Annotated in this window: 13 protein-coding genes; 6 read left to right on the forward strand and 7 right to left on the reverse strand. The window is 60.2% G+C overall.

From position 1 onward, the window contains the following. The first annotated feature begins 484 nt into the window (after window positions 1–484). The 3 genes from ACVWZG_RS06105 (at window position 485) to ACVWZG_RS06115 (ending at window position 3,136) form a co-directional block, all read left to right on the forward strand. Window positions 485–1,333 (forward strand): Tic22 family protein, encoded by an 849-nt coding sequence (locus tag ACVWZG_RS06105; protein WP_457396708.1) that lies wholly within the window; start codon window positions 485–487, stop codon window positions 1,331–1,333. 12 nt (window positions 1,334–1,345) lie between these two features. Beyond that, entirely contained in the window at window positions 1,346–2,233 is an 888-nt protein-coding gene (prmC, locus tag ACVWZG_RS06110; RefSeq protein ID WP_457405667.1) for a peptide chain release factor N(5)-glutamine methyltransferase, read from the forward strand. A gap of 120 nt (window positions 2,234–2,353) precedes the next feature. Then, a complete protein-coding gene (locus ACVWZG_RS06115) occupies window positions 2,354–3,136 on the forward strand; it encodes a sensor histidine kinase (protein WP_457415302.1) in 783 nt (260 codons plus the stop codon). A 24-nt stretch (window positions 3,137–3,160) separates the two neighbouring features. Here ACVWZG_RS06115 and ACVWZG_RS06120 read toward each other — a convergent pair whose 3' ends face one another. Both ACVWZG_RS06120 and psb27 read right to left on the reverse strand, forming a co-directional pair. Further along, window positions 3,161–3,664, reverse strand: a complete 504-nt coding sequence (locus ACVWZG_RS06120) for a YHS domain-containing (seleno)protein (RefSeq protein WP_457392506.1) — start codon at window positions 3,662–3,664, stop codon at window positions 3,161–3,163. Between the two features lie 176 nt (window positions 3,665–3,840). After that, entirely contained in the window at window positions 3,841–4,242 is a 402-nt protein-coding gene (gene psb27 / locus ACVWZG_RS06125; protein WP_011432596.1) for a photosystem II protein Psb27, read from the reverse strand. Window positions 4,243–4,307: 65 nt separating this feature from the next. On the opposite strand from psb27, the gene ACVWZG_RS06130 reads away from it, so the two are divergent. Both ACVWZG_RS06130 and ACVWZG_RS06135 read left to right on the forward strand, forming a co-directional pair. Beyond that, on the forward strand, window positions 4,308–5,048 hold the full coding sequence (locus ACVWZG_RS06130; protein ID WP_457392508.1) for an NnrU family protein: 741 nt from the start codon (window positions 4,308–4,310) through the stop codon (window positions 5,046–5,048). Between the two features lie 34 nt (window positions 5,049–5,082). Continuing rightward, window positions 5,083–5,475 (forward strand): thioredoxin family protein, encoded by a 393-nt coding sequence (locus ACVWZG_RS06135; RefSeq protein WP_457405669.1) that lies wholly within the window; start codon window positions 5,083–5,085, stop codon window positions 5,473–5,475. Here ACVWZG_RS06135 and ACVWZG_RS06140 read toward each other — a convergent pair. The 5 genes from ACVWZG_RS06140 to ACVWZG_RS06160 all read right to left on the reverse strand — a co-directional run bounded on the left by ACVWZG_RS06140 (window position 5,412) and on the right by ACVWZG_RS06160 (window position 11,318). Next, complete coding sequence (locus tag ACVWZG_RS06140; RefSeq protein WP_457392511.1) at window positions 5,412–7,007, reverse strand: hydantoinase B/oxoprolinase family protein; 1,596 nt, start codon at window positions 7,005–7,007, stop codon at window positions 5,412–5,414. The two genes, ACVWZG_RS06135 and ACVWZG_RS06140, sit on opposite strands and share 64 nt — an antisense overlap. A 5-nt stretch (window positions 7,008–7,012) precedes the next feature. Continuing rightward, the gene (locus tag ACVWZG_RS06145; RefSeq protein WP_457392514.1) at window positions 7,013–7,321 is read right to left on the reverse strand and encodes a hypothetical protein; all 309 of its coding nucleotides are present in this window, start codon (window positions 7,319–7,321) and stop codon (window positions 7,013–7,015) included. Between the two features lie 31 nt (window positions 7,322–7,352). Next, on the reverse strand, window positions 7,353–7,892 hold the full coding sequence (locus ACVWZG_RS06150; RefSeq protein WP_414344114.1) for a PDZ domain-containing protein: 540 nt from the start codon (window positions 7,890–7,892) through the stop codon (window positions 7,353–7,355). A 240-nt stretch (window positions 7,893–8,132) separates the two neighbouring features. After that, entirely contained in the window at window positions 8,133–9,083 is a 951-nt protein-coding gene (pip, locus tag ACVWZG_RS06155; RefSeq protein WP_414344113.1) for a prolyl aminopeptidase, read from the reverse strand. Window positions 9,084–9,110: 27 nt separating this feature from the next. Next, the gene (locus ACVWZG_RS06160) at window positions 9,111–11,318 is read right to left on the reverse strand and encodes a glycoside hydrolase (protein ID WP_457392517.1); all 2,208 of its coding nucleotides are present in this window, start codon (window positions 11,316–11,318) and stop codon (window positions 9,111–9,113) included. Window positions 11,319–11,485: 167 nt separating this feature from the next. Between ACVWZG_RS06160 and ACVWZG_RS06165 the strand changes: the two genes are divergently transcribed. After that, window positions 11,486–12,004 (forward strand): HNH endonuclease, encoded by a 519-nt coding sequence (locus ACVWZG_RS06165; RefSeq protein ID WP_414344109.1) that lies wholly within the window; start codon window positions 11,486–11,488, stop codon window positions 12,002–12,004. Window positions 12,005–12,057 lie beyond the last annotated feature (53 nt).

The raw sequence follows: 12,057 nt of genomic DNA on the forward strand, positions 1-12,057 counted from the left end.
GCTGTGGGTTCGCCCCCTACCTTAACAAAAGTTAACAGCAGCTGCCACGTTTGCGCGGCTACATCAGGACACCGCCGAACAAGGCTGGAATAGGCAGCGTTTTATGGGAGAGCTGGGTACACAACCCTCGGAGGGATCTGCATCTAGCGTGGATCAGTTGTATGCGACTCCGTATATAGTATTGGGTGATGCGGGATCCCCACCCAAAACAGGGGCTTTGCCCCTCGACAGAGGTCGAGCAGATGTTCTAACCTTGGCTTCTAGGGTGGCCCAAGAGCGCTCTTCAAGATAGGTGTGCCGGGGTGTTGTCAGCGATGGCCAACCGGGATCCTAAGGCTGAGAGTGTGCCGCATCGCTAGCCTAAGCCCTGTTGAGCGGGTTTAATCTAGGCAGCTTTTGATTTGCCCCAGGCTGTTGGTTAGTACTTAGGAAGCTGACCCCATAGCAACCAGAACAAGGCGCGATGCCGGGAGTTGAGATGAGAATGACGCGTTGTAATGTAGTATCGCCTGTGCGCTCCCTCTGCCGCTGTGCAGCTCAGGTGGGCGGCGTAGCCGGGATCCTGATCGGAACAGCTTGGGGGGGTTTGGCTGTGACTCCTGTTTGGGCTCAGGAGAATGCCCTACTGGCTCAGGCAGCCGCAGGCCCCATGAGCCGGCAAGAGGTGGCGGAGCGGCTAAATCTGGTGCCTGTTTTTGCCATTGTGTCTCAGAACGGCACCCCCGTTGTCGCCAATGTGGAGCGAGATGGCCGCACCATCCAAGTGGTTTCCTTCTGGCTGGATCAGGCCCAGGCCCAACAAATGTTGGAGCAGGTGAAAGCCAGCAACCCCGAGATAGCCAGTCAAGCCCGGGTGGTGCCTCTCTCGCTGGGGTATGCCTACGAAAAATCGGAAGAGGAGCGCGCCAAGAATAGTGACCTGTATTTTGAGGTGGTGCCTCGGGCTTCTGATGTGGAAGCAGCCAAGCAGGTGCTGAAGGAAACCGGACAAGATGTGCCCCCGGAGGCAATCGGCGTGCCTCTGTTCTATGGCCGCTCCGGAGAGGGGCTGCTGACCATCGAGCAGGATGGCCATGAGGTGGTGCCCTTCTTCTTCGACCGCAACGATTTGCGGAGGGCTTTGGATCGGGCGGCGGCGCAGAACCCGGATGTGGTTGGGAAAACCCAGATTGAAGTGACCTCGCTGGCCATTGTGGTAGAGCGTATGCTGGCCCCCGACGCGCAGGCCGATGTGCAGAAAATTGCCTTTATCCCCTCTCGCTCGGCGCTGGAGTATATCCAATCCCTGGCCCGGCCTGCCAATCCTTCTGCAAGTCCCCAGCCTCAGCGTTAACCTAAGCCCCTGATGGGATCCCCGTCTGCTCTGGTGAAGCGGTTAACAGAGTGGCGTGCCCAAGCCCTGAGGGCGGCAAAAGCGGCTGGGATCCCTGCCGAGGAAGTGGAGATTTTGCTCAAAGAACGGCTGGGGTGGGGGCCATTGGAGCGGTTGATGGGTCGCGCTCCGGCTGGGGAGGGGGATCCCCTGGAGGAGGTGCAGACCCTTTGGCGGCAAAGGGTGGAAGAGCGCATCCCCCTACAGTATCTGTTGGGCAAAGTTGAGTGGGCGGGCTTGAGCTTACGGGTGACGCCGGCGGTGCTGATCCCACGCCCGGAGACCGAGCTGCTGGTGGAGCAGGCTTCCCTTTGGCTACAGGCCAATCCTCTGCCGCCGGGATCCTGTTTTGCCGACCTGGGTACAGGCAGCGGGGCGATTGCCATTGCGTTGGCCCATCAGCACCCCCAGTTGCGGCTTCTGGCCGTGGATTCCAGCCCAGAGGCCTTGGCTATTGCAGCAGACAATGTGGCAGCCCACCATCTGCAGGAGCGGGTGAAGTTGCTGCTGGGATCCTGGTTTGTGCCCTTGGATCCCTGGCGAGGACGGCTGCGCGGCCTGGTTTCCAACCCTCCCTACATTCCCTCTGCCGAGCTGGCCTCGCTCATGCCAGAGGTGCGACTGCACGAGCCACGACAGGCTCTGGATGGCGGAGAAGATGGCCTAGCCCACTTGCGACTGTTGATTCAAGCAGCACCGGATTACTTGGCCCCGAACTCCTTTTGGGCGGTGGAAGTGATGCGAGGCCAAGCCCCTTGGGTGGCGGAGCAGTTGCGAGATAGGGGCTGTTATCGGCAGATCCAAGTTCACCGAGATCTGGCCGGGATTGAACGGGTGGTCAGCGCCCACTTCGTCGGATAGAAAAGGGTAGGATCCCATAAGATGGGGTATCGCCGGAGCCGGAACTGTCCAAAACTTAAAGCTCCGAGCCCAGAGATCTGAGCACGGATGGGATCCCCTGTCCTTCGCCAGGAGCACTTCTTGAGGGAGCCTTCGCCTACAGCCAAACCCGACCCACCCTTACAGCAGGCTGCCTCTGCCGACAAGCAAGAGGCTGTGGATTGGCAGTTTGCTTTTGAACGCTCTGAGGTGATGCGAGCCTTTCAACAAGAGTTGCTCGTCAGCATCGGCCATGAGCTGCGCAACCCCCTCAGCAGCCAGATGGGATCCCTGCAGTTGGTGTTGTCGGATCTATGTGACTCTCCCGAAGAGGAGCGGGAATACCTGCAAAGTGCCAAAGAGGCGGTAGAGCGCCTGATCAAGCTGCTCGAGGAATACACCCGCCTGGCTCGCCACGACCTGCCCATCCAACCTCTGCGACCGGAACCGACCCGACTACGCCCCCTCCTGCAGGATGTGTACAGCCTAACTCGCCTACAGGCCCAGGATCAGGGCATTCGCTACGAATGGCCGGCCCTACAACCCACCTCGGCCTTTGAGGTGCCCCTTCTCCCCGACAGCCTCACCGTTTGGGCGGATCCCCACGGCTTGGTGCAGGCGCTGCTGGGAGTGTGTCGCTGGGGCATCCGCACCCTACGCTACGGTTCGATGGCTTTGCACCCCTATCCCACCGCAGAAGAAGAGGGGCGACTGTGCCTGGGGTGGAACCTTGAGGGGCGATGCCATGTGCCCATTCAAACAGAGGGCTGTGCCGTCTGGCGGGTAAGCGAGCGGCTCCTGAGAGAAATGGGAGGCCAGCTGGAACTCTGCGAAAGCGGCCCCTACCGAGTTGGCATCAAGGTGACCCTGCGCCTCGCCCATTGAACCCCAGGCCAGAGGGACTTGGGCCTATCGGCTTCTCAAAGCTGGCCAGTTGGCATCTGCCCTCTTGATCAAGCCGGGGATGTCGCGCTCCCAGTTACGCTGTACCCGCTGGTTGGCGTTCAGGTACAGCTTGTCATCGACGATTTTCCAGGCAAAGGGATCCACCGGGTAAAGGTAGTTGTGGGCCACGGCCCAGGCACAAAACCCGCCGTACTGGGGGGCAAAGCGCTCTGGGTTGTTGCGAAACCGCTCTCGATTGTCGGCGCTGGCAAACCTCCAGGTCACCCCTCCCCACTCCCATTCATACTCTGGGGATCCCTTGACGGGCTTGCCGTCGATGAAATAAGCCACCGGGTCATAGCCCCGCAGGGCCAGGCCATCCGTCGCAAAAAAGGGGCCCGGGGATCCCTCCTCGACAGCCCCAACGACCTGTCCTTGGGCTGGGAGAGACAGGAGCCAAGCTGGGTGAGAAGCAACAGCCCCAACCATCAGCAGCAGCGGGATCAAAGCCCAACGATTTTTGACCATCACAACCTCCCAAGTCCTCAATCGAAAATCGAAATGAGCAAGAAAGCCTTACTCTTCCCCTTCAGGTTCCAAAAGACATCTGAGGAGATGCTGGCTTCCGGGGACTGGGAACAGTTTGGCCACAGCGAGGAGATTTGCCTGTGATTTGGATCGGGGAGATCCAATCTAAAAAAAGCTCAACCTTCTCGGCGCAGGGCCAATTCGGCCCGATCCAGTTGCATCAGCACCCGCTCCACCTTTTCGGGGTTGAGAGGCCGGTTGGAAGTGCGGTACTGGGAGGCCAGCGTGTTAAACACCGTGCGCAAAGTGGTAAAAGACTGCAGCTTATCGTAGCGATGGCCGTGGTAGCGCCCAGAAAACTCCTGGATGGCTTGCATGGCTTCCGCTCGCGCCTCTTCCGGGTTCATCAGGGGATCCCCTTCGGAAAGGACGGTGCGCAGGGTTTGGATCAAGGTCATGCTGTCTTCGTAATACTTGCCGGTGAGACGGGCAGCCTGAGCAACTGAGCTCGCTGAGCCCAGCAAAAGGGCTACAGACAGGAGCAGGCTGACAAGACGCAGAAAAAAAGTTTTGAGCATGGGGAACCTAATGTAACTTACTTTTAAGCATAAGCCACAGCAACACCAGAGGAGTCACCCAAAAGATGCTGTTCACCCCCTTCAGCGACTTTCTGCAGAAGCTGGGCCAGTACGGATCCCATTGGACAATGTTAGCCCTGATCTTGGGGTTTGCCTGTGCTCACAGCGGATTAGCCTACTTGCGACCCTGGGGGGAAAGCTGGCTGGGATCCCGTCTGTACCGCATCTTCTTTGCTCTGGTGAGCCTCAGTTTGGCACCGCTGTTGCTCATCTATTTTTTCAACCACCGCTACGACGGGGTGATTCTCTGGGATCTCCAAGCCGTCCCAGGCATTCGCACCACCGTTGCTCTTTTGTCTGCCCTCTCTTTTTTCTTTTTGTATCCGGCCACCTTCAACTTGCTGGAGATCGCCGCCATTCGCAAGCCGGAGATCCACCTGTTTGAAACCGGGATCATCCGTATCACCCGTCATCCCCAAATGGTGGGCCAGGTGATCTGGTGTGTGGCCCATTCCCTGTGGATTGGCTCCAGCTTTATGGCGGTGACCTCGCTTGGGCTCATTGCCTACCACCTGTTTGCGGTTTGGCACGGGGATCACCGCCTGGAGCGGAAATACGGGCAGGCCTTCCGCGATCTCAAGGCGCGCACCTCCGTGATCCCCGGCTTGGCCATTCTGCAGAAGCGACAGCAACTGCGCCCGCGAGAGTTTCTGCGCTGGGCCTATTTGGGGGTGTTCAGCTTTGTAGTGATTCTTTACGCCTTCCATCCACAAATGGTTTCTGCAGCCAGCCGAGTTGCCTGGTAGCATGATCCCAAAGAACTTCTTTAGTTTGGGAGTGATGGCCTTGCAAGTTGCTTTAGATGCTTTTAATCAAGAACTTTTGACAAGTGATGGGTTGGTTTTGGTGGATTTCGGCGCCCCTTGGTGTGGCCTGTGTCGCTTCATTCAGCCGATTACCGACCGTCTCGTAGCCGAGTGGGGAGGGGCGGTCAAAGTACTGCGGGTGAATGTAGACGACAATTTTTGGCTGCCGCGCCGCTATCGGGTGCGCTCTTTGCCAACCCTAATTTTGTTTGAGAAAGGTCAAGAAGTGCAAAGGCTGGAGCACTTCGCCAGCCGCGATGAGGTGCTTCGCCGCTGCGAGCAGTTGTTTCTTGAGCACCTGCGCTACCTGGGTTCGGGAGCCTGCTCATCCTCGTTTGAGCCCCAAGCCCCGCCGCCCGGCGTGTAGAGGGTGATCACGTCGCCGGCTTTTAGGGAGCGGCTGATTTTGCCGGGTAGGGGATCCCCGTTGAGGAGGTTGATCCCCACTTGGCCTGGCCCGCCTCCCTGTTCTCCTTGGGGGGCATAGTGGCGCCGCTCGGTGAGCAGGGAGAGGGTGCAATCCTGCAAAGTCTGGATGGAGCGGATTAGCCCCCAGCCGCCCCGCTGTTGGCCATGGCCGCCGGAATCCTGGCGTAGCTCGTAGCGCAGTACCCGCAGGGGATACTCCAGCTCCAGAGCCTCGATGGGGGTGTTGAGGGTATTGCTCATGCCCACATGCACTCCGTCCAAACCCGGTCGTTGCCGGCTGGCCCCCTGACCACCTCCCAGGGTTTCGTAGTAGGTGAAGCGGCGGTTGCCCAGCACACAGTTGTTCATGGTGCCCTGTCCCTGGGCGATGCTCCGCAATCCGGCCACGGGAGCCAGAGCTTTGAACACCACATCGGCAATGCGCTGCGAGGTTTCCACATTGCCCGCCACCACTGCTGCCGGAAACTGGGCATTCACCAAGCAGCCAGGCGGCGCCACGATCTCGATGGGATCCTCCAGGCCGACATTGCTGGGGGCCGTGGGATCCAACAGACAACGCAGGGCAAACAACACTGCCGAGCGGGTGACGGCCAGCGGCGCGTTCAGGTTTCCCGCCATGGCCGGAGCAGTGCCGGTGAAGTCCACCCGCAGCTTCTCGCCCTCTACTTCCACCTGCACCCGAATCTCAAGGGGCGCGGGCGGATCCCCGTAGCCCTCCAACCAATCCTCAGCCGTGTAGATCCCATCGGGCAGAGCCTGAATTTGCGCCCGCATCCGCCGGCGGCTGTACTCGATGACCCCTGCGATCAACTGCCAAGCTTCCTCTTCTCCAAAGCGGGCCAGCAACTCCCGAAACCGGCTCATCCCCACTGCGCTGGCCCCCACCTGGGCCTGCAGATCCCCCCGCCGCTGCTCGGCATTGCGCACATTGGCCAGGATTAGGCGCAGCAGATCCTCCTGCCAGGACAACTCTCCTTCTAGAGAGAGCCCAGCCAGCCGTACCGGCGGGATCACCAGCCCCTCTTGCCAAAGTTCTGTGGAGTCGGCGGGCATGGAGCCAGGGCGCATCCCTCCAATATCAGCGTGATGAGCACGGTTCACAGCATAGGCGCAAATCCGGTCGGGATCCCTCCAGCCGGGAATGGCCGCGACCACCGTAACGTCCGGCAGATGGGATCCTCCCTGGTAGGGATCGTTGAGGAGAAACACATCTCCGGGTCGCGGGTTGGCTGCCACCACCGCTCGCACTGCCTGCGAAAGGGCGCCCAAATGCACCGGGATGTGAGCTGCCTGGGCAATGCAAGCCCCTTGCGCGTCAAACAGAGCTGTGGAGCAATCCCGCCGCTCCTTGATGTTGGCCGAATAAGAACCGCGGATGAGGCGGGCTCCCATCTCTTCGGCAATCCCCGCCAGAGCGTTGGCCATGACCTGCAACCGGATGGGGTTGGAGACAGGACGGTTGCTATCCATATCCCTCAAAGCCTACGCCCCAGCCAAACGGCCACCCTGCGGATCCCTTGCCAGAACTGCAAACGACGTTGCCAGCGGGCAAGGGTATGGCGATTCTCGCGCAGACGATCCCGCAGACGCAGCAACTCAGCCGGGGTGGGAGCCAAGGCCTGTTGAGCTGCTTCTCGCCAATCGGCCATGGCCCGCTCTGTGACCCCAAGAGCCGAGCGCAGCTTCAAAATGACAGGAATGAGAGCAACCAGGGCCAAAAACAGCAAGCCGTTGAGGCCGCAAACTGCCCAGACAGCCCATCCCGAACTCCAATTGGCATTCACAGAGAGCTCCGGGTAGGGATCCCGACAAGGCTCACTGCTGCTGCAGCATCAAGGGGCGCAACACCCGGCCATCCCCCACCACAACCACCGTTGACAGCACCTGCTCACCACGGCGGAAGGTAATCGGCACCGATTGGCCTACCGGGGTATTTTGGATGATCTGCTGCACATGTTGCACGGAGGTGACCCGCTGCCCATCCACTCCAATCAAAATATCGCCCTGGGCCAGACCGGCTCGTTGAGCAGGGCCGTCTTGGAGCAGGCCGACCACCTGCACCCCTCGAACTTGCGGTGCGGGGCCGAACAGACGACGGCTGATGGCGCTCTGGGCTTGCTCGCCGTTCACCGTTTCAATGGCAACTCCAATGAAGCCGTTGCCGACAGCATAGGAGGCAGGCGACCACTGAACCCCGAAGCTGTTGGCGTCGCTGCTGACCTGAACCGTGGAGCCGTGGTGGTTGTAAGCTTCACCCCCAACCGAGTCGCAGGGGTAGGCCACAACTGCATCTGCCAGCAAGAAGGAGATGGGCAGGGCTAGGGCAAGCTTGAACAGATGGGTTGGTTTCTGCATGGTTCGACCCTGGAAACGGTGAAGTAGAAATGAGCTTGAATCCGCGAAGCACTTGGGTGGATGCACCAGCCAGGTGTGGGCAGCTTGCACCGCCCCTCCCTCAGTGATAAACCCAAAATCGCCAACTGTCGATAGGCTTGGCCGTGCTTCTGGGCTGGATCCCAAGGTTTTGCCGGCCTTCCTGTAGCAATTCTTCAAGGTCTTGGGATCCCTGGCAGCACTGGGTTGGCTCGGCGGGGCTCACAAACCGGCAAAGCGATCGGTGGCTTCCAGGAGGGCGGTGCGGATTCCGGGCTCGGTGATGGAATGGCCAGCATCGGGGATCATCCGAAACTCTGCTTCTGGCCAAGCCTGATGCAGCTCCCAAGCAGAGATGGGCGGGCACACCACGTCGTAGCGCCCCTGGACGATCACCGCCGGCAGATGCCGCAGCCGTCCCACCCCCCTGAGGAGCTGATCCTCCGGATCCAAAAAACCGCTGTGGACAAAGTAATGGCACTCAATGCGGGCAAAGGCCTCGGCAAACTCTCCCCGACCAAAGCGCTCGATGAGCTCTGGGCTGGGGATCAACTTGCTGGTGCTGGCCTCCCAGACGGACCAGGCGCGAGCTGCCCTCAGCCGTACCTGGGGATCTGGGTCGTTTAGGCGGCGGTGGTAGGCTGCCAGCAGGTCATCCCGCTCTTCGGGAGGGATCGGCTCCAGGTAATGTTCCCAAGCGTCGGGGAAAAAGTAGCCGGCCCCCGACTGGTAAAACCAGCGGAGCTCAAAAGGGCGCAAGAGAAAAATGCCCCGCAAGATAAACCCTAGGCAGGATTGGGGGTGGGTTTGCCCATAGGCCAGGGCAAGGGCACTGCCCCAGCTGCCCCCGAACACAAACCAGCGATCAATGCCCAGATGCTGGCGCAACTTCTCGATATCCGCCACCAGATCCCAGGTGGTGTTCTCCCGCAGCTCGGCATAGGGGCGACTTTTCCCGCAGCCCCGCTGATCGAACAGCACCACCCGCCAGCGGCTGGGATCGAAATACTGCCGGTAGATGGGATCGATCCCGCCTCCAGGCCCCCCGTGCAAAAACACCACCGGCTTGCCTGCCGGGTTGCCGCACTGCTCGTAGTACAAGGTGTGGAGGGAGGAAACCGCCAGAAAGCCTTGATCGTAGGGCTCGATGGGGGGATAGAGATCGCGCGACATAACTCGAAGCTCTGCTGGTCATCACTCTCAGGGTCTGCGCAGGGCAATGGTGGCCTTGGGCGGGATCCCTTCCTGAAAGGTCTCGCCATCCGCGGCCAGGATGACAAATTGCAGCTCCTGACCCGGCTGGGCGCCCAAATTGCTCCAGGGGATGGCCACCTCCAAACAGGCATCCACCACCGCCTTCACTTGATGGCCGATGGCGTGCCAGGTGTGGTACTCCCCTGCCTGCAAGAGCTGGGCTTGCACCTCTGCCGGATGCTGGCCGGTGCCGGGAGGCGGCAGTGACAACCGCAACAGGTGGCGGTAGTGGTAGTTGAGAGGGGCTTCTGCCGGCAATCCCTGCAGGGGAATGGGGCTGTTGACGGTGACGCGGTTGGGATAGAACCACAGCACCAGCAATTGCCTGGGCCGCTGCACCACCGAGTTAAAATCCAGCCGCAGATAGAGGTTGAAGTGATCGAACCCGTACCAGAGGCGGCGAACGGCGCTGTTGCGGTGCATGGTGCCTCGGGCCGCTCCAATCTCCACCCGCCCCGCTTGGCTCCACTCCCGTTCTGCCGGACGACCGTTGATGGCCGGGTGGATAAACCCCTGCGGCAGGCGATCCCCTAGGCCGTCATGATCCTCCAGGGGAAATTGCAGCACGGTCGGCACCGCCTCTCCCAAAGCAGTGTAGAGCGCCTGCAGGTGCTCCCGAAACAACTGGTCGAAAACGGCATCATGGGCGGAGGAGTGGCCTGCCCCAAACCACCAGAACCAATCGGATCCCTCGGCGGCCCAGAGGGCCTCCCAGGCTTGGGGATTGGCGCGGGGATGATCCTGAATCACCTGACGGGCTTGGGCCAGAAGCTCCCAAGCGCGGTTTTTGACGGGATCCCCAATCCAGGTGGTGAAGTCCGCCTCGATCCAAGAGCCACTGTGCAGCTGCTCTGCCGGCAAAAACTCAGTGGGAGGAAACTGATCCAGAAACTCGGAGACCGTCACCAAGCGCAGCGCCGGGTGCTGGCTGAGGCGGGTGTAAAGGTTTTCCAAGAAGGGCCGGCCATCTTGGGGGTAGTACTCCCAGCAGTTTTCCCCATCCAGAGCGATGGTCACCAGCCAGGGCTGCTCCTGGGGCAGGCGGTTGCGGATGCTCTCCAGATGGCCAATGAGATCTTTGGCGGCAGCATCGGCGGGCATGGCGCTGTAGCTGAAGCCGATCAAATCCGAAAGGCGGTGATCCCGAAAGACAATCGCCAAATCCCCCCGCTCGGTTTCCAGGCGGTAGGGGCGGTAGAGCTTCTCCGGCTCCAGAATGTGGCCCTGCCCATCGCGATGAAAAGGCTGGCCCAGGCTCCACCCCAAAACCCCTTCGTCGGAGATGATCCAATCAAAGCCCTGTTCTTGCACAATCGGCACAATGGCAGGGCTTACGGATTGCTCGGAAGGCCACAGGCCCCGCGGCTCGCGGCCAAAGCGCTCCCGATAGATCTGCTTAGCCCGCTCCAGTTGGGTGTGGACATCCTGCTCCCAGTGAAAGGGGTAGCGAGGTAAGGGCAACCCTGGGCGGGCCACCCGTGCCGAGCGCTCGCTCACCAACAGGGGCAAGATGGGGTGGGTATAGGGGCTGGTGGTCAGCTCCAGTTGGCCGTTGCTCTGCAGTTTGGCGTGTTGGGGCAAGATGGCGCCGAGGATCTGTTGTTGCTTGGCGTAGATCCGCTGCCGATCCGCCAGGGTAAAACCGGATCCCATTTTGATCCAGCCCTCAATCTCAGGATCCTCCTGAAAGAGAGGATCAAACCAAGACAGGTTGTGCCAGGCCAGCAAATCCCCGAAGTCCTGCGGAGTCCAGTACTGCAGACACCAGTTCACCCCCTGAGATTCCCGTTGGTTGTAGAGCTGCCGATAGCGGGGGTAGGGCTCGATCATGGTGGGGTAGTGGCTGTCGAAGAAGCGCTCGACCACAAAGCGCAGTTGATCGGGGCCGAGCTTTTCGACAGGGGATAGGGTCAGTTCCAGGTAAGGATCAAAAGCCGAGCCGGCTACGTACTCTTCGATTTGCACAATCAGGGAGGGCACCAAGTTGACCGTTTGGTGCAGGCGGGGATAGCGCTCCAACAGCAACACCAAGTCCAGGTAATCTTTGATCCCGTGTAGGCGCACCCAAGGCATGCGATATTTACCCGCCACCGGACTTTTGTAGAGGGGTTGGTGTTGGTGCCAAACCAGGGCGACGTGCAGCGGGTAGGTCATGGGCGGTACGGGATCCAACCATCACCCGGATACTAGCCCATCTGTCTGGCTGGCGATCGTAAGAAACTCTTGAATGTCTGAGCTCTGCCGGTGTCGATGGCGGTGGGGAAAAGCTTGCCATTCGGCAGATTCCTCAGGAGAATGGCGGCAAATGGAAGAGCTGAGCCATGACTGCCGCTACCCACCTTCTGGAACAGTCGATCGTTGTCTTTTCCCAAAACTATTTGCCCATTAGCCGGGTCAATATCAAGCGGGCAATCGTGCTGCTGCTAACAGGCAAAGCCGAACCGCTCTCGATGATGAATGTGCCGGTGTGGAAGGTGCGCTCCCCCAACCAGGTCATTGAAGTGCCCGAACATATTCGCCTGACCATCAAGGGCAAAGAGCGCGCTTGGCGCGTGCCCCCTGTGAATCGGCGGGAGGTTTTGCGGCGGGATCACCACACCTGCCAGTATTGTGGCACCACCCACAATTTGACCTTGGATCATGTCGTGCCCCTCTCCAAAGGGGGATCCCACAGTTGGGACAATGTGGTGACGGCTTGCGAACGCTGCAATCAACGCAAGGGCAACCGCACCCCTGAAGAAGCCAACATGCCCCTGCGCAGCAAACCCCGTGCCCCTCTCCACCCGACGGTGGCTTTTGCGGAGCAGTTCTGGCGCGAACACCAAAGTCGGCAAGAGTGACATCCTCCCGGCGCTCATCCTATGGACAGAGCGCGGGCCACCCTTCCCGTCAG

This window comes from Thermostichus sp. OS-CIW-33, assembly GCF_054059615.1.

What these genes read in the sequence shown, in the direction of transcription:
- psb27 (WP_011432596.1), bottom strand. Translation starts at nt 4,242, where the DNA reads ATGCTCAAAACTTTTTTTCTGCGTCTTGTCAGCCTGCTCCTGTCTGTA.
- ACVWZG_RS06165 (WP_414344109.1), top strand. Translation starts at nt 11,486, where the DNA reads ATGACTGCCGCTACCCACCTTCTGGAACAGTCGATCGTTGTCTTTTCC.
- pip (WP_414344113.1), bottom strand. Translation starts at nt 9,083, where the DNA reads ATGTCGCGCGATCTCTATCCCCCCATCGAGCCCTACGATCAAGGCTTT.
- ACVWZG_RS06130 (WP_457392508.1), top strand. Translation starts at nt 4,308, where the DNA reads ATGCTGTTCACCCCCTTCAGCGACTTTCTGCAGAAGCTGGGCCAGTAC.
- ACVWZG_RS06105 (WP_457396708.1), top strand. Translation starts at nt 485, where the DNA reads ATGACGCGTTGTAATGTAGTATCGCCTGTGCGCTCCCTCTGCCGCTGT.
- ACVWZG_RS06140 (WP_457392511.1), bottom strand. Translation starts at nt 7,007, where the DNA reads ATGGATAGCAACCGTCCTGTCTCCAACCCCATCCGGTTGCAGGTCATG.
- ACVWZG_RS06135 (WP_457405669.1), top strand. Translation starts at nt 5,083, where the DNA reads ATGGCCTTGCAAGTTGCTTTAGATGCTTTTAATCAAGAACTTTTGACA.
- ACVWZG_RS06120 (WP_457392506.1), bottom strand. Translation starts at nt 3,664, where the DNA reads ATGGTCAAAAATCGTTGGGCTTTGATCCCGCTGCTGCTGATGGTTGGG.
- prmC (WP_457405667.1), top strand. Translation starts at nt 1,346, where the DNA reads ATGGGATCCCCGTCTGCTCTGGTGAAGCGGTTAACAGAGTGGCGTGCC.
- ACVWZG_RS06160 (WP_457392517.1), bottom strand. Translation starts at nt 11,318, where the DNA reads ATGACCTACCCGCTGCACGTCGCCCTGGTTTGGCACCAACACCAACCC.
- ACVWZG_RS06150 (WP_414344114.1), bottom strand. Translation starts at nt 7,892, where the DNA reads ATGCAGAAACCAACCCATCTGTTCAAGCTTGCCCTAGCCCTGCCCATC.